The organism is Micromonospora sp. WMMB482, assembly GCF_019038635.1.
Taxonomy (GTDB): Bacteria; Actinomycetota; Actinomycetes; order Mycobacteriales; family Micromonosporaceae; genus Micromonospora; species Micromonospora marina.
In genome coordinates, this window is the sequence record NZ_JAHOPD010000020.1 from 1,764,095 (window position 1) to 1,779,681 (window position 15,587).

Consider the following 15,587-nt stretch of genomic DNA (forward strand, 5'->3'; position numbering starts at 1 on the left):
GCCCTGGAAAGCGATCCGGTTCCGCCGACCTCCACCAACAGCCCCGAAAGGACGTGGCTGCCATGAAGGCTACCCAACACCCGACCACCGGAGTCCAGGTCACACCCGCTGACCTGCTCCGGATGGCTGCCCTCTACCTGCGCCGACACGGCTGGCACCAGGGCACCTACTACGCACCCACCGACAGCCTCACCCCGCCGGCCTGCGCCGTCGGAGCCATCGGCATGGCCTGCGCCGGCTACCGCGCCGAACACTTCTACGGCCTCGACCCCGACACCCAAGTCACCTTCCGGCAGACCGTCGGTGTCCTCACCGTCTACCTCGACGACCACGCCCCGGTCTTCCACATCGACGAAGACGGCTACCTTCTCGACGAGCACACCTCCCCCTACTCGTGGAACGACGACCCCGGCCGGACCGCCGAGCAGGTCATCACCGCGCTTGAGAGCGCGGCTGACGAGTGGGACCGCCTCCACATGCAGGGAGGCGAGACGCGGTGAACACCGTCAAGAAGCCCTTGACGCCGCGCATCCCGTCGCAGCGTCGCCGCGACGTCGTCGAGAACGACGCCTTCGCCGCGTTCGCCCGGCGCATCATCCGCGCCCACGGCCGCCGCGTCGCAGACGGCGACGTCGAAGCCCTGCGCGACCTCGTCGCCCTCTCATCGGTCATCGACCAGGCCATCACCGACGCCGTCGTGGGCCTGCGGGTCTTCGGCTACTCCTGGGCCGAGATCGGCTCCCGGCTCGGCATCTCCCGACAGGCCGCCCAGCAGCGCTGGGGAGACCGGCCATGACCACCTACACCTACGACCCGGCCAACCCCGCCGACGACTTCCCCACCTACCCGTTCCGGCTCGCCCCCGATGGGCTGGCTACCCGTCGACAGTTGCGCGCCGCTGGCCTCCGCCCCGGAGGACACCACGCCGTCGCGCAGATCCTGTGGCGTCGCGGCAAGCGCGTCGCCTACCTCTACCGCCTCGATTGGGCCAAGCCCAAGCGGGTGGCCACCCCCGCCCAGCGGGAGGCCATCGCCAAAGCCCTGCTCGCGCGGCGGACCTGCCGCGACTGCGGCCAGGTCAAGCCCTACTACATCCCCCGCCGCTACGGCTGCTGCCTCGACTGCCACGGAGGCCACTGATGGCTGTCCTGATCACCTTCGCCGTCGTCCTGCTCATCGGCATCGCCTTCGCCTACATGGGAGGCGTCCGATGACCGCCACCAACTTCTCCGCTCAGGAGCGGATGACTCCCGACGACTACGTCGTCACCGTCATCGCCGAGGACTTCGCCGCTCGCGATGAGCTGTCCTTCGAGCGGTTCCTGTCCGGCTACTACGCCGAGGCCTTGCGCCTCATCCACGACGCGCACCTGACCCAGTGCACCGCCGGCCCCGAGCAGCACTGCCCGACCTGCAACGGCATCCGCGTCGGACTCGCCGGCCTCGCCGCCGAGCAACGCGCCGTCACCTCCGGGCAGGTGACCCATGGCCGCTGACCGCACCACCGCCGGCCCTCGCATTGAGGGCCTGGTCCTGGTCCTCATCCTCATCGCCGTCGCCGGCTTCGCCGGCGCCGCCTCCTTCACCCACGTCAAAGACTGGACCCTCGCCAACTCCCCGGCCGGCACCGGAGCCTGGTTCGGATGGGCCAACGCCGTCATCTCCGAACTCGTCCCCATCGCCTGCCTGCTCACCATCCGCCGACGCCGCCTCACCGGCGCACCCATCGGCTACCCGCTGTTCCTGCTCATCGCCGCCGCCGGCCTCTCCCTGGCCGCACAACTCGCGGTCGCCAAACCCGGCATCTCCGGCTGGCTCCTGTCCGCCGTCCCCGCCCTGGCGTTCATGGCCCTGGTCAAGCTCGTCCTCGCCCCCGCCCCGCCGGGGGAGAGCAGCACTGCGCGGGCTGAACCCATCCACGTCCAGGTGGTCGAGCAGGTCACCACCGAACCGCCGGCTGCCATCACCCCGACCCCGGCCGCCGAGCCGGAACCCGTCACCGCGCCGGCACCGGAGCCGGTCGACGTCCCTACCCATCTGCTGCCCATGGCCCGCTTCGCCGCCGTGCAGCACGAACAAGCCACCGGCCAGCCCATCACCCCGGCCGAGCTGGCCGACCGACTCGACGTCACCCCGCCCGTCGCCAGCCAACTCCTGACCACCATCGGCGATGGTGCCCGATGAGCATTCACCTCGTCGACATCGTCCAGGTCCTCCACACCTGCCCGGCCGAGCCGGAGCCCCACCCCTACGACATCCGCCGCACCGTCATCGACGTCATCGACGGCGGGCCCTGCCGCAACCCGGTCACCATCCGCTGCGGCACCACCACCGTCCAGATTCCCTGCCGGCGGCACGAGCCGACCAAGCGCCAGTGCGGCGCCTGCCGGGTCATCGTCACCGAACACACCATCACCAACCTGCACCCCACCACCGGGGCGGCAGGCTGATGGCCTCGACGCTGGACCTCACCCCCCGTGCCTCGGCCCGGGGGGTGGGCTCGAACGCCGATGTCCCGCCCATCTACGGCTACACCGCTGCCGGAGCCGCGTTCGAACGCGCCACCCGACCGGACTACTTCGGCTGGCTCGAACACGTCCGCGCCGCCGCCGGCTGCACCCGCCCCATCCGCCTGTCCGGCAGCCTCCTCACTGTCGACGGCTCGACCGGGCGCATCTTGGACTCCCGGCACACCGACGCCATGCCTGATGCGGCGATCTACACCGCCTGCGGAAACCGCCGCGCCACCGTCTGCCCCGCCTGCGCCCACACCTACCAGCGCGACGCCTTCCAGCTCCTGCGCGCCGGCCTCGTGGGCGGCAAGGGCGTACCCGAGTCGGTGGCGTCACATCCGGCGGTGTTCGCCACCTTCACCGCACCATCGTTCGGCACCGTCCACGCCCGGGTCGTGAAGCGACACACCTGCCGCAACCGCCGCCGCTGCGACTGCCGCGCCGAGCCCTGCCACGCCCGCCGCGCCACCGACCCAGCCGCCGGCCTCTGCCGCCACGGCCGACCCTCGATCTGCTGGGCACGCCACGAAACCGGCGACACCGTCCTGGGCCGGCCGTTGTGCCTGGACTGCTACGACCACGACCACCAGGTCGTGTGGAACCTGTTCTCCGGCGAACTCTGGCACCGTACCAAGCAGGCCGCTCAGCGGTATCTCGCCAAACTCGCCCACAAACGAGGCGTCCCCCGCGTCGAGATCCGCACCGCCTCCGGCAAGCTCCGCAACCTGCCCCCGGTCCGCCTCTCCCCCGGCAAAGTCGCCGAACTCCAAGCCCGCGGAGCAGTGCACTTCCACGCCATCGCCCGCCTCGACGGCGTCGAACCCGACGACCTCGACGCCATCGTCCCCCCGCCCGCCGGGTTCACCACCGACGACCTCGTCGACGCGCTCAGCCACGCCGCCCGACAGATCGCCTTCCACACCCCCAGCCACCCCGACCAGCCTGACGGCTGGCCGATCACCTGGGGCGAGCAGGTCGACCTGGAACCGATCACCACCGACGGCTCGGGGGAGGTCACCGATGGGATGGTCGCGGGTTACCTTGCCAAGTACGCCACCAAGAGCACCGAGGCCACCGGGCACACCTCCACCCGCCTAACCGCCGATTCGATCGGGGACTACGCCGACCCCGACGGCGACCACACCGCCCGCCTCATCGACGCCTGCTGGCGCATCGGCCGCCCCACCGACATACCCGTCTCGCTCTCCGAGCGGCCTCGGGACGCCCGGCCCCGGCCCGGCTTCGTCGGCCGCTGGCAGTGCCCCGACTGCGGCACCCACACCCGCTACGCCGCCTGCCCCGTCTGCGTCGCCCAACGTCAAGCCGCCCTTGACACCGAACCGACGAAACCAGCGACGACCAACCCCTACGCCCGGCTGCGGCGATGGGCGCACATGCTCGGCTACGGCGGCCACTTCCTCACCAAAGCCCGCCGCTACTCCGTCACCTTCCGACTCCTGCGCGACACCCGCGTCCAATACCGGCGCCACGAGCACCAGGACCACGAACACACCCCCGCCAGCGGTCCACCCGTCGACCAGGCCGACGAGGACACGACGCTCATCGTCGGCACCCTCACCTTCGCCGGAGTCGGCTGGCACACCTCCGGTGACGCACTCCTCGCCAACACCGCCGCCGCCCTCGCCCGCGAACGACGAACCACCGGCCGCGAAGAACTCGCCCACGAACTCAGCGCCATCACCCCGGCCGGCGTCGCGCCGGTCGCCGCGTGACCACCGCCCGACCACACGAGGAAGGCCACCCGTTGGACACCCCGACTCCGATCACTCCTCGCGTGCTACGCGTCGAGGAAGCCGCCCGCGCGCTCGGCATCGGCCGGTCGCTCGTCTACGACCTCATCCGCTCCGGCCGACTGCGCTCCTTCAAGGTCGGCAGCCGCCGCCTCATCCCCGCCGCCGCCATCGACGAAGTCATCACCACACTCACCGAGGAAGCCGCCTGATGCCCAGACAACCCACGCCTCGCCAACCCGCCCGCCGCAACCCCAACGGCGAAGGCTCCATCTACCAACGCGCCAGCGACGGCCGCTGGGTCGGACAGGCATACGTCCTCACCACCGACGGCACCCGCAAACGCAAGTTCGTCTACGGCGCCACCTGGGAGGAAGCCCACGCCAAACTCGTCGAACTCAAGTCGAGATCCCAGCGCGGCATACCCGTACCCGACCGAGCCTGGAAACTCGCCGACTACCTGCCCTACTGGCTCGCCGCCTACGTCACCGACCTCAAACCCACCACCGCACGCGGCTACGAAAGCGCCGTCCGACTGCACCTGATCCCGGCACTGGGCACCAAGCGCCTCGACGGCCTCCAGGTCCAACACGTCAAGGCGTTCATGGACGACTTCCGCCGCAAGTGCCTCTGCTGCACGAACGGCCTGGACAAGATCCGCCCGGCTGATCGGCGTTGCTGCTCGGTTGGCAACTGCTGCCAGCGGTATCCCAGCGCTCGGCAGATCCAGTTCGTTCACGCCGTGCTGCGCAACGCGCTCCAACACGCCATGCGTGAGGAGCTGGTGTCGCGCAATGTCGCCAAGCTCGTCCGGGTTCCCTCACCCCGGTACAAGGTGGGTAAGGGCCTGTCGGTCGACCAGGTGCGCAAGCTCCTTGCCGCCTCGTCGGGCCACCGGCTTCACGCGCTTTACGTCGTGGCGGCCACCATGGGTCTACGACGCGGCGAGCTTGTCGGTTTGCGGTGGTCGGATGTCGATCTGGACCAGGGCACCCTGAGGGTTCAGCAGACCGTCCAGCGAGTCGCCGGGACGCTTCACGTCCTGGACGCCAAGACCGAGGATTCCGAGGCGGTGTTGCCGCTTCCCGAGGTCACCTGGCTGAGCCTGATGGAGCACCAGGAGCGCCAGCAGGCAGAGCGGGCCAGCCTCGCTGAGGTCTGGGAGGATCACGACTTGGTCTTTCCCTCCGAGCGCGGCACTCCGATGGAGCCCACCAACCTCAGCCGATCATTCGCCCGGCTGCGTGAGACCGCCGGCCTGCCCGGTGTCCGCCTGCACGACCTGCGGCACACCGTCGTGTCCCTGCTGATGGAGCTGGGCGTCCCTCCGCACGTCGTGCAGGCCATCGCCCGGCACGCCGACGTCAAGGTCACGCTGAAGGTCTACGCCCACGCCAACCTCGACGCGATGCGTCAGGCGCTCGGCAAGCTCGACGGGCGGCTGTCGTGACCCTCGTTGCTGTCAGCGTTGCTGTCATCCGGCCAGATCGCAGCGGCTGCCGCCGCGAAATGCCTGATGGAATTGGAGCCCCCGGCCGGGATCGAACCGGCGACATCTCGCTTACAAGGCGAGTGCTCTGGCCAGCTGAGCTACAGGGGCGCGTGCGTAGCGCTCAGCATAGCGACTGAGCCCCGGAAATCCCGCCTCGCAGGGCTCCCGAGCACGGAAAACGTCGGCATCCCGACCGGCACGACCGATGGATCATCGCCCGGCCGCGCTCACGGGCGGGGAGATTGATGCCTCGCAGTGCCCTCCTGACCGTTATGCGTATGCCATCCGTCCCATCCGACGTGCCACGCCTTGGCACCATCGCGAAAGCCGTTTACCGTGCAGTGACACGGACGACACTCCGGTCGGCCTCGGCTGCCTGAGCGACGACCCCGTTGGCCGGCGCCTTGGGCGCCGGTCGCTCCTTCACTCGGATCGTCCGGCACGTTCCTGCCGGTGAAAGGAAGCGCTCCATCATGGCTACGGTCACCTACGCGAAGGCGTCCCGGATCTATCCGGGCACCGAGCGCCCCGCCGTCAACCAGCTCGACCTCCAGATCGGTGACGGGGAGTTCCTCGTCCTGGTCGGCCCGTCCGGCTGCGGCAAGTCCACCAGCCTCCGGATGCTCGCCGGCCTGGAGGACGTCGACGACGGCGCGATCTACATCGACGACCGGGACGTCACCCACCTCCCGCCGAAGGCCCGCGACATCGCGATGGTCTTCCAGAACTACGCCCTCTACCCGCACATGACGGTGTACGAGAACATGGCGTTCGCCCTCAAGCTGCGCAAGACCTCGAAGTCGGAGATCGACCGGCGGGTCAAGGAGGCGGCCGGGCTGCTCCAGCTGGAGGAGTTCCTGAGCCGCAAGCCGAAGGCGCTCTCCGGCGGTCAGCGCCAGCGTGTCGCCATGGGCCGGGCGATCGTCCGCGAGCCGCAGGTCTTCCTCATGGACGAGCCGCTGTCGAACCTCGACGCCAAGCTGCGCGTGCAGACCCGTACCCAGATCGCCTCGCTCCAGGCGAAGCTGGGCGTCACCACCGTCTACGTCACCCACGACCAGGTCGAGGCCATGACCATGGGTCACCGGGTGGCGGTCATGCTGGACGGCGTGCTCCAGCAGGTGGACACCCCGCGGGCGCTCTACGACACCCCGGCCAACGTCTTCGTCGCCGGCTTCATGGGCTCCCCCGCCATGAACATCAAGACGGTGAAGCTGACCGACCAGGGCGGCGCGTTCGCCGAGATGGTCGTGCCGCTGACCCGCGAGCAGGTCCAGGCGGCCAGCGCCGAGGGTGGTGACGGCAAGGTCACCGTCGGTTTCCGTCCGGAGGACTGCGACCTGGTCAGCCCGTCCGAGGGCGGCATGCCGGTCGTGGTCGAGCTGGTCGAGGACCTGGGCTCGGACGCCAACATCTACGGCCACGCCGCGCTGGAGGGCCACAGCGAGCGGTTCGTGGTCCGCACCGACCGGCGCAGCATGCCGAACATGGGTGACACCGTGTTCGTCAAGCCGCGTACCGGCCGCAGCCACGTCTTCCACGCCGCCACCGGCCAGCGGATCTGACGTACGCGAGAAGGGGCGGCCCGCCACGGCGGACCGCCCCTTCTCGTTGTTCCCGGGTCAGACCTCGACGGACCGGCGACGGGCGACCTCGGCGAGCGTGACCGCGGCGGCGACGCTGGCGTTGAGCGACTCCACGTCGGAGACCATCGGGATGCTGACGGTGAGGTCGCAGGTCTCCCCGACCAGGCGGGACAGCCCGCGCCCCTCCGAGCCGACCACCACGACGAGCGGACCGACGGCGGCCTCCAGGTCGTACAGGTCGGTCTGTCCGTCGGCGTCCAGGCCGACCACGACGAAGCCGGCCTCCTTGCACGCCTTGAGCGACCGGGTCAGGTTGGTGACCTGCGCGACCGGCACGCGCGCGGCCGCGCCGGCGCTGGTCCGCCAGGCGGTCGCGGTGATCCCGGCAGCACGCCGTTCGGGTACGAAGACACCCTGCGCGCCGAACGCAGCGGCCGACCGGATGACCGCGCCGAGGTTACGCGGGTCGGTGACGCCGTCCAGCGCGACGAGCAGCGGGGCGGCCTGTTCCAGCGCGGCGGCGACCAGGTCGTCGAAGGGCTCGTAGGCGAACGGCGGCACCTGGAGGCCGACGCCCTGGTGCAGCACGCCGCCGGTCATCCGGTCCAGCTCGGCGCGGCTGACCTCCAGGATCGCGATGCCGCGGTCCGCGGCGGTACGGACGATCTCCTTGACCCGGTCGTCCATGTCGATGCCCTGCGCGGTGTAGAGCGCGGTCGCGGGCACCTGGGTGCGCAGCGACTCCAGCACCGGGTTGCGCCCGACCAGCAGCTCCGGGCTGTCCTTCGCCGGGTTGGCCTTGCGGCCCGGCGCGACCCGGGGACCGCCCCGGCCGGCGGGCTTGCCCTTGCCGCCCTTGAGCGGCACCCCGGCCCGGCTGCCCTTGCCCCAGGTGGTGTCCTTGGTGCCGGGCTGGCCGATCTTCGGCGCGCGGCCCTCCTCGGCGGCGGCGCGGCGCTCCTTGTCCTGCTTCCAGGCGGTGCGCTGGGGCAGTTTCTCGGTGCCCGAGTACGCCTTGTGCCAGGGCCGCTCGTCGGCGGGCAGCGTGCGGCCTCGCCCGGCCAGGGAGTCCTTGTTCTTGCCACCGGTGCCCTTGGGGGCGCCCGCCTTCGGCGTCAGTCGCCGGCCACGGCGCTGCGAGTTGCCGGCCATCAGTCCTGCTCTCCAATAGTCCAACGCGGGCCCTGGGGGGTGTCCTCGACGACCACGCCTGCCTGCTTGAGCTGGTCGCGTACGGCGTCGGCGGCAGCCCAGTCCTTGCGGCTGCGGGCCTGCGCGCGCTGCTCCAGGGCCAGCGCGATCAGGGAGTCCACCACGCCGCGCAGGTCGTCCGTGCGGCCGCCGCCGGTCCAGGCCGGGTCCAGGGGGTCGACGCCGAGGATATCCAGCATCGCCCGAGTGGCGGCCAGCGCCGTGCTGACGGTCACATCGTCACCGGCGGTGAGCGCGGTGTTGCCGTCGCGGACCACCTCGTGCAGCGCCGCCAGCGCCGCCGACGTGTTGAGGTCGTCGTCCATCGCGGCCGTGAAACCGGCCGGCAGGTCGCCGGGTCGGCCCGGGCCGACCCGCTCGGCCGCCCGCTGCACGAAGCCCTCGATCCGCCGGTACGCGACGGCGGCCTCCCGCAGCGCGTCCTCCGAGTAGTCGATGCGGGACCGGTAGTGCGCCGCGACGTAGTAGTAGCGCAGCTCGACCGGGCGGACCCCGAGCGAGGCCACGTAGTCGAGGTCGAGCGTGTTGCCGAGCGACTTGCCCATCTTGGTGCCGCCGATGCCGAGCAGGCCGTGGTGCACCCAGTAGCGGGCGAACGGCAGGTCGGCGGCCTGCGACTGGGCGATCTCGTTCTCGTGGTGCGGGAACGTCAGGTCGAGCCCGCCGCCGTGGATGTCGAACTCGGGGCCCAGGTAGCGCCAGCACATGGCCGAGCACTCGATGTGCCAGCCGGGGCGCCCGCGGCCCCACGGCGACGGCCAGTAGGCGTCGGCCGGTTCGCCCGGCTTGGCGCCCTTCCAGAGCGCGAAGTCACGCGGATCCCGCTTGCCCCGGTCGGGGGCGTCGCCGGCGGGCTGCATGTCCGCCGGGGACTGGCCGGACAGCGAACCGTACGCGGGCCAGGACGCCACGTCGAAGTAGACGTCGCCGGAGCCGTCGGTGGCCGGGTAGGCGTGGCCGGTCTCGATCAGCCGGGCGATCAGCTCGTGCATCTCCGGGACGTGCCCGGTGGCCCGCGGCTCGTACGTCGGCGGGAGCACGTTGAGCGCCCGGTAGGAGGCAGTGAGGATCTGCTCGTTGGCGTACGCGATCGACCAGAACGGCTGGTCCTGCTCCATCGCCTTGGCCAGGACCTTGTCGTCGATGTCGGTCAGGTTGCGGATGAACGTGACCTCGAAGCCCTTGCTCAGCAGCCAGCGGCGCAGCACGTCGTAGTTGACGCCGGAGCGAAGGTGGCCGATGTGCGGCGGGGCCTGGAGGGTGAGACCACACAGGTAGACCCCCACCTTGCCGGCTTCCCGCGAGACGAAGTCCCGCACCGATCGGGTGGCGGTGTCATACAGGCGTAGCGTCACCTCACAAGGGTAGCCGTCCGCACATTTCCGGGTTGGCCGGAGCCGGGTCGTACGCTGCGTGCTGTGGACACGGCGGCGCGCACGGGAGAGACGGCACAGACCCTGGACCGGGGCCTGCGGCTGCTGCACCTGGTCGCGGACGCGCCGGGCGGGCTCACCGTCACCGAGGCGGCGCACCGGCTGGGCATCGGCCGGGCGGCCGTCTATCGGCTGGTCGGCGCGCTGACCGGCCACGGGATGCTCCGGCGCGACGGCGAGGGCCGCCTGCGGATCGGCGTGGGCGTGCTGCACCTGGCGCGCCGCGCCCAGCCGCTGCTGGCCGAGGGGACGCTGCCGGCGCTGCGCCGGCTCGCCGAGGGCACCGGGGCGACCGCCCACCTGACGGTGGTCGAGGGCGGCGAGGGGGTCGCGCTGGCGGTGGTCGAGCCGAGCTGGACGTCCTTCCACGTGGCGTACCGGACCGGCACCCGGCACCCGCTGGAGCGGGGCGCCGCCGGTCGGGCGGTACTGGCCGGGCGGGCCGGCGATCCGGGGCCGGTGAGCACCAGCGGTGAGCTTCAGTCAGGCGCGTACGGGGTGGCCGCGCCGGTGCTCGGTGTGCCCGGTCTGGAGGGCAGCGTCGGGGTGGTGTCGCTGACCCCGCTCGACGTGGCGGACGTCGGCGCCCAGGTCACCGCCGCCGCCGAGGCGGTAGCCGCCGCGCTCTCCTGACCTTCGTATGTCTGCGCGCCAGCTCGGGGAGGTGGCCGCATCCAGGCAGCCCGGATACCGCCACCTCCCCGAGCTGGAGTCGATCATGCGCAGGTCGAGGGGCCATAGCACACGGACAGGGCCGGTCGAGGGTTGTCCACAGGGCGCGGCAGGCGGCACGGCTACGGCTGTCCACAGGGGTATCGATCTCGACCCGCGCGCCGCCACGCTCGTCACATGCCACCTCATCCTCATCGCCCACCGGAGTTGGCCTGGCAGGTCTTCCGGGGCTCGGAAGCGATCCGGCGCGGGCTGCTGTCCCGGCACCATCTGCGGGGCGCGTCCTGGATCCGGCTCCGGCAGGACGTCTACGCCGACGCGCGGCTCGACCGCGACCACGCGCTGGCCTGCCGCGCGGCGCTGCTGCGCATGCCACCCGGCGCGGCGATCGCCGGCCCTTCGGCGGCCTACCTGCACGGGGTTGAGCACGCCGCCGGCTTCACCGACGACGTGCACGTCCTGCTGCCGGCCACGGTCCGGGCCGACTCCCAGCCGGGTGTCCGGGTGCACCACGCCCCGATGTCGAGCACCCGCAGCGGCCTCCTGGTCCCCGTCGGCACCGGCGCACCCGCGCGAACGAGCCCACCCGCCGGCACGAACCCACCCGCAAGCACCAACCCGCCCGTCGGCACGAACCCACGTGCAGGCACGAGCCCACCCGCCGGCACGAGGTCGCCCGCCGGCACGAGGTCGCCCATCGCAGCACCGTCGGCGGTCGACCGCCCACCAGGCACACCGGGCCGGACCAGATCGCCGCACCCGGCCGACCCCCGCAACCGCCCCGGGCCGCCCGGTCCGGCCACCCCACCCTCAGCCGCGGCATCGAACCCGTTCGCACCCTCGGCCCTCGGCGCGACGATGATCATGACCGGGCCGCCGCCACGGACCGAGCCGGCCGCCTGTGCCTGGGAGACCGCGGTCTGGGCCGATCCGGTGAAGGCGGTCGGCATCATCGACGGGCTGCTGCGCGCCGGCTCCGTGAACCGTTCGGCGCTGGCGAGCGAGGCGGCCCGCAACGCCTGTCGTCCCGGTGGGCGGCGGGCGTCGTGGGTCTTCGGCCTGACGGACGGGCTGGCCCAGTCCCCGCCCGAGTCGCACCTACGGGTACGCCTCGTCTTCGCCGGCCTGCCCAACCCGGTGGCCCAGCATCCGGTGCGCGTGTCGACCGGCCTGATCCTGCACCCCCATCTGGCCTGGCCGGAGTTCCGGGTCGCCGTCGAGTACGACGGTCAGCGGCACTCCGACGCGGACCGGATGCACCTCGACCGGCGGCGGCTCAACCAGCTCGTCGCGGCCGGCTGGCTGGTGTTGCACGTGACCGGCCGCCGCCTGCACAAGGAGTTCCCCGCCCTGGTCCGGGAGATCCGCGCCGCACTGGTGGCTCGGGGATGGCGCCCGTGACACGGCCCGGAACGCCGAGGTGGCGGTGTCCGGGGACTCCGGACACCGCCACCTCGGGGAAACAGTCGTTACGGTCGGACGTTCGGCTTGACCGGGGTCTTCACCGCGGCGTAGGCGTCGATAATGCCGTAGCCGTAGAAGCCGTTGAAGTTCAGCGAGCCCGCGCAGTACGCGTCGAACTCGGCGTCCCGGCCCTCGTCGGTGTAGCTCTGCAGCCGCGGCTCCGGGCAGGCGTGCTCGGCCGCCGTCCGGTAGAGGTGCTGCTCGACCAGGTTCGGCGCCATGCCGTAGCCGTTGCGGCCCTCCTTCTTGCCGTGCTTGCTGACGATCAGCGCCGCCACGCCCGAGACGTGCGGGGACGCCATCGAGGTGCCCTGGAGGTAGGTGTAGTAGCCACACTCACCCTTGGCGGTGCACTGCTTGAACACCGAGTTCTCGAAGCCGGCGACGATGTTGCCGTCTTCGTCGACCGCCCCCTCCTCCTGGAGCACCTTCTTCGGGTACGTGGAGAGGATCATGTTGGCGTCGGTGCGGTACGTGTCGGTGCCGAAGCCGTCCCGGAACCAGCCACCCGGTGCCGCCACCGAGATCTGCTCGGTGCCGTAGTTCGAGTAGTCGGACTTCTTGCCGGACGGGCCGACCGCCGACACGCCGATCACGTGCGGGCCCTCGACCGGCAGGTCCCAGCAGGTCGCGTTGTCGATCGGGCGCGGGTACGGGTCGGCGCCGTAGTCCGGGCTGCTCACGTCGGTGCGCGGCGCGCCCAGGTCCTCGTGGTTGTTGCCGAGCGAGCCGACGAGCGTGACGCCCTTGCGGTGGGCGAAGTTCAGCGCCCGCTTCATGGCCTCGATGATGGTGCGCTGCTCGGCCTGCGCCTCCGGCGAGTCGGCCGAGTTGGCGGTGCAGTTGTAGAGCCACGGGTCGACGTAGAAGGACATGTTGACCACATCCAGCCCGGAGCGACCCGCGTGCACCAGGGCGTTGACCACCGGGTTGAGGAAGAAGTAGCCGCTGTCCTGGCCACCCTTCAGCTCGACCAGGGAGATGTTCGGGGCCACGCCGGAGAGGCCGAAGCCGTTCGCGGCGGCGCCGATGGTGCCGGCCACGTGCGTGCCGTGCCCGCCGTCGTCGGTGCCGACCGGGTCGAGGCAGCTCGCCACCTCGCACGGGCCGTCGACCTCGGGGATGTCCGGGGCGAAGTTGCGCGACAGCGCCCAGTTGAAGTTCGGCGCCAGGTCGGGCTGGCTGGCGTCGACGCCGGTGTCCAGGACGCCGACGGTGACCCGGCGGTCGCCCGGCTCGATCTTGCGGGCCTTGTCGGCCCGGATCATGTCCAGACCCCAGAGCTTGTCGTCGAGCGGGTCCATCTTCTTGCCGTTGTTCCTGGCGGCCTTGCCCTTGGTCGCCGCGGCGGCCAGCAGGTGCTCCTGCTCGACCCGGTCCAGCTTCGGCTTGCGGCCGATCGCCTTCTCCTCGGCCGCGCCGACCAGCGCGTCGGCCGCGGTGGCCCGGCTGGCGAAGTCCGCCCGGTCGCTGGTCACCTGGAACAGACCGACGTCGTCGGTACGTGCGACGACCTTGCCGCCGGCGGCGGTGATCGCGGCGACCGCGGCGTCGCCGGAGACACCGCTCTCGGCCAGCACGGTGAAGGTCCGGGTCTCCGACGGCGCGGCGTTCGCCGGAACGCTCAGACCGGTCACCGTGAGTGCCAGCGAGGCCGCAGCCGCGACCGCGCCGACGGTGAAGCGCTTGCTCACCACATCAGATCCTCTCGTTGAGGGACGTGGTGCCATCCCACATCACGGGAGCGAGTTTCGCCAGATCGAAGTCCGTTATCGGATGCAACTAGGCATTCGCGTTCGTCGCGGTGATCAGGGCCGTTGGCAGTTCGGCCAGCGTGGACACCTCGGCGTCCGGTTCGAGGCCGCGAGGGCGGGGCAGTCCGGCCCGGTTGAGCCAGACGGCACGCAGCCCGGCCCGCTGGGCGGCCACCACGTCGTGCTCCGGCGAGTCGCCCACGTGGACGATCCGCGACGCCGGCAGTCCGGTCGCCGCCACCACCGCCGCGAAGAACTCCGGCGCCGGCTTCTTGGGCAGGCCGCCCTCATGCGCGTACAGCTCGAACGCGAACTGCCCGGCTAGGCCGCAGCGTTCGGCGCGGCTGTTGCCGTTCGTGGCGAAGCCCAGCAGGTGGTGCGGGCGCAGCGCCGCCAGCGCGGGCAGCACGTCCGGGAAGGGGCGGCTCAGCGCGTACCGGCGGGCGAAGAACAACGCCGCGAACTCGTCCAGGTCCGCCTCCAGCCCGGCCCGGGCCAGCGAACGGGTCAGGGCGGCCAGCCGGATCTCCTGCACCGGGGCGGCGCCGAGCGCGCCGAAGACCGCACCCCAGTCCCCCTCCAGGTCCGCGAGCACCACTCCGGCCGCGGCCGGGGTCCGCCGCCGCATCTCGTCGAGTACGGCGACGAGCGCGCCGGTGACCGCCGGGCGGAGGTCGACGACTGTCTCGTCGGCGTCGAAGACGACGGCGCCGCGCGGCCCGCTCATCGCTCGCCGACCGGCACCAGCGCGGCCGGCGCCTGCGGTGCCGCTGCCGGCGCGCCCCGCAGTTCGTCCGCCCGGACCAGGGCGACGCCGCCGAGGATGAGTACGCCACCGGCCAGCTGGATCAGGCTGGGCAGTTCGTCGAGCACCAGCCAGGCGATCAGCACCGCGAACATCACCTCGGTCAGCCCCACGAATGAGGACAGCCGTGCCCCGAGCAGCCGGGTGCCGGCGACACCGGCGAGGTACGCGACCACGGCGGCGATCAGCGACAGCCCCACGATCGGCACCAGCCAGCTCACCCGGTGCCCGCCGAAGGTGACGTCGGCGGTGCCGGCGGCGAGCGGCAGCGCTCCGATGCCGCCGAGCAGCAGTAGCGCCAGCGCGCCGACGGCCATGCCGCCGCTGGCCATCACCACCGAGGGCAGGCCCGCGTCGATCCGGCCGGCGATGACGAAGTAGCCGGCCAGTCCGACGCCCGCGCCGAGGCCCCAGAGCACGCCCACCGGGTCGAGCCGGCCGGCGCCGGTGAGGTCGAGGACGAGCCCCAGCCCGCACAGGGCGGTGACCGAGCCGGCCACTGTGAGCAGCCGGGGGCGCTGCCCGTGGACCAGCCACATCCATCCGACCACGAGCACGATGCCGAGGTATTCCAGCAGGAGCGCCACGCCGACCGGGAGGTAGCGGACCGCGTTGAAGAAGCACGCCTGCGCCGTGGCCACGCCGAGCAGCCCGAACAGCACCACGCTTCCCGCGTTGCGGCGCAGCACCGCCCACCTGCCGCGCAGTGCCAGCAGGGCGGGGACGGCGAGCACCAGGGCGGCGACGCCGACCCGGGCGATCACCACCGCGACCGCCGACCACTCGCCGGTGATCAGCGGGCGGGCGAAGGTGCCCGAGGTGGCGAACGTGATCGCGGAGAGCAGTGCCAGGCCGAGCCCGACGCTTGACCGTTCACGCATCGGCACTCCTGGTCATGAGTCAAGG

17 protein-coding genes and 1 tRNA gene are annotated in these 15,587 nt (G+C 71.7%); 12 read left to right on the forward strand and 6 right to left on the reverse strand.

The window, feature by feature from the left end; all coding sequences use genetic code 11:
* Positions 1-62 precede the first annotated feature (62 nt).
* From KSK32_RS09190 to KSK32_RS09230, 9 genes are all read left to right on the forward strand, one after another.
* Positions 63-500, forward strand: coding sequence for a hypothetical protein (locus KSK32_RS09190; protein ID WP_216930379.1), 438 nt, complete (start codon positions 63-65; stop codon positions 498-500).
* Positions 497-796 (forward strand): hypothetical protein, encoded by a 300-nt coding sequence (locus tag KSK32_RS09195; RefSeq protein ID WP_216930381.1) that lies wholly within the window; start codon positions 497-499, stop codon positions 794-796. The genes KSK32_RS09190 and KSK32_RS09195 overlap by 4 nt, the downstream gene beginning before the upstream one ends.
* Positions 793-1,140 (forward strand): RRQRL motif-containing zinc-binding protein, encoded by a 348-nt coding sequence (locus tag KSK32_RS09200; protein WP_216930383.1) that lies wholly within the window; start codon positions 793-795, stop codon positions 1,138-1,140. The genes KSK32_RS09195 and KSK32_RS09200 overlap by 4 nt, the downstream gene beginning before the upstream one ends.
* 70 nt (positions 1,141-1,210) lie before the next feature.
* Positions 1,211-1,495: a hypothetical protein gene (locus KSK32_RS09205; RefSeq protein WP_216930385.1), complete on the forward strand. Its 285-nt coding sequence runs from the start codon at positions 1,211-1,213 to the stop codon at positions 1,493-1,495.
* On the forward strand, positions 1,485-2,183 hold the full coding sequence (locus tag KSK32_RS09210) for a hypothetical protein (RefSeq protein ID WP_216930387.1): 699 nt from the start codon (positions 1,485-1,487) through the stop codon (positions 2,181-2,183). Before KSK32_RS09205 ends, KSK32_RS09210 begins: the two co-directional genes overlap by 11 nt.
* Complete coding sequence (locus tag KSK32_RS09215) at positions 2,180-2,449, forward strand: hypothetical protein (RefSeq protein WP_216930389.1); 270 nt, start codon at positions 2,180-2,182, stop codon at positions 2,447-2,449. Before KSK32_RS09210 ends, KSK32_RS09215 begins: the two co-directional genes overlap by 4 nt.
* The gene (locus tag KSK32_RS09220; protein ID WP_254186987.1) at positions 2,449-4,245 is read left to right on the forward strand and encodes a replication initiator; all 1,797 of its coding nucleotides are present in this window, start codon (positions 2,449-2,451) and stop codon (positions 4,243-4,245) included. The genes KSK32_RS09215 and KSK32_RS09220 overlap by 1 nt, the downstream gene beginning before the upstream one ends.
* Positions 4,246-4,277: 32 nt before the next feature.
* Positions 4,278-4,475, forward strand: a complete 198-nt coding sequence (locus KSK32_RS33280) for a helix-turn-helix domain-containing protein (RefSeq protein WP_230651074.1) — start codon at positions 4,278-4,280, stop codon at positions 4,473-4,475.
* On the forward strand, positions 4,475-5,713 hold the full coding sequence (locus tag KSK32_RS09230) for a site-specific integrase (protein WP_216930391.1): 1,239 nt from the start codon (positions 4,475-4,477) through the stop codon (positions 5,711-5,713). Before KSK32_RS33280 ends, KSK32_RS09230 begins: the two co-directional genes overlap by 1 nt.
* Before the next feature lie 73 nt (positions 5,714-5,786).
* Here the strand turns inward: KSK32_RS09230 and KSK32_RS09235 are convergent.
* Positions 5,787-5,863: transfer RNA gene (locus KSK32_RS09235), tRNA-Thr, on the reverse strand.
* A gap of 365 nt (positions 5,864-6,228) precedes the next feature.
* On the opposite strand from KSK32_RS09235, the gene KSK32_RS09240 reads away from it, so the two are divergent.
* The gene (locus KSK32_RS09240; RefSeq protein WP_216930392.1) at positions 6,229-7,320 is read left to right on the forward strand and encodes an ABC transporter ATP-binding protein; all 1,092 of its coding nucleotides are present in this window, start codon (positions 6,229-6,231) and stop codon (positions 7,318-7,320) included.
* A 57-nt stretch (positions 7,321-7,377) separates the two neighbouring features.
* Here KSK32_RS09240 and rlmB read toward each other — a convergent pair whose 3' ends face one another.
* Together rlmB and cysS are read right to left on the reverse strand one after the other, a co-directional pair.
* Positions 7,378-8,493 (reverse strand): 23S rRNA (guanosine(2251)-2'-O)-methyltransferase RlmB, encoded by a 1,116-nt coding sequence (gene rlmB / locus KSK32_RS09245; RefSeq protein WP_216930394.1) that lies wholly within the window; start codon positions 8,491-8,493, stop codon positions 7,378-7,380.
* A complete protein-coding gene (cysS, locus tag KSK32_RS09250; RefSeq protein WP_216930396.1) occupies positions 8,493-9,908 on the reverse strand; it encodes a cysteine--tRNA ligase in 1,416 nt (471 codons plus the stop codon). Before cysS ends, rlmB begins: the two co-directional genes overlap by 1 nt.
* A 63-nt stretch (positions 9,909-9,971) precedes the next feature.
* Here cysS and KSK32_RS09255 point away from each other — a divergent pair, with 63 nt between their 5' ends.
* Together KSK32_RS09255 and KSK32_RS09260 are read left to right on the forward strand one after the other, a co-directional pair.
* Complete coding sequence (locus KSK32_RS09255) at positions 9,972-10,619, forward strand: IclR family transcriptional regulator (RefSeq protein ID WP_216930398.1); 648 nt, start codon at positions 9,972-9,974, stop codon at positions 10,617-10,619.
* A 216-nt stretch (positions 10,620-10,835) separates the two neighbouring features.
* The gene (locus KSK32_RS09260; protein ID WP_216930400.1) at positions 10,836-12,059 is read left to right on the forward strand and encodes a hypothetical protein; all 1,224 of its coding nucleotides are present in this window, start codon (positions 10,836-10,838) and stop codon (positions 12,057-12,059) included.
* Positions 12,060-12,127: 68 nt separating this feature from the next.
* On the opposite strand, the gene KSK32_RS09265 is transcribed toward KSK32_RS09260, so the two are convergent.
* From KSK32_RS09265 to KSK32_RS09275, 3 genes are all read right to left on the reverse strand, one after another.
* Positions 12,128-13,816, reverse strand: coding sequence for a S8 family serine peptidase (locus tag KSK32_RS09265; RefSeq protein WP_216930402.1), 1,689 nt, complete (start codon positions 13,814-13,816; stop codon positions 12,128-12,130).
* Positions 13,817-13,904: 88 nt separating this feature from the next.
* Positions 13,905-14,603, reverse strand: a complete 699-nt coding sequence (locus tag KSK32_RS09270; RefSeq protein WP_216930404.1) for an HAD family hydrolase — start codon at positions 14,601-14,603, stop codon at positions 13,905-13,907.
* Entirely contained in the window at positions 14,600-15,562 is a 963-nt protein-coding gene (locus tag KSK32_RS09275) for a DMT family transporter (protein ID WP_216930406.1), read from the reverse strand. Before KSK32_RS09275 ends, KSK32_RS09270 begins: the two co-directional genes overlap by 4 nt.
* Between the last annotated feature and the right edge of the window lie 25 nt (positions 15,563-15,587).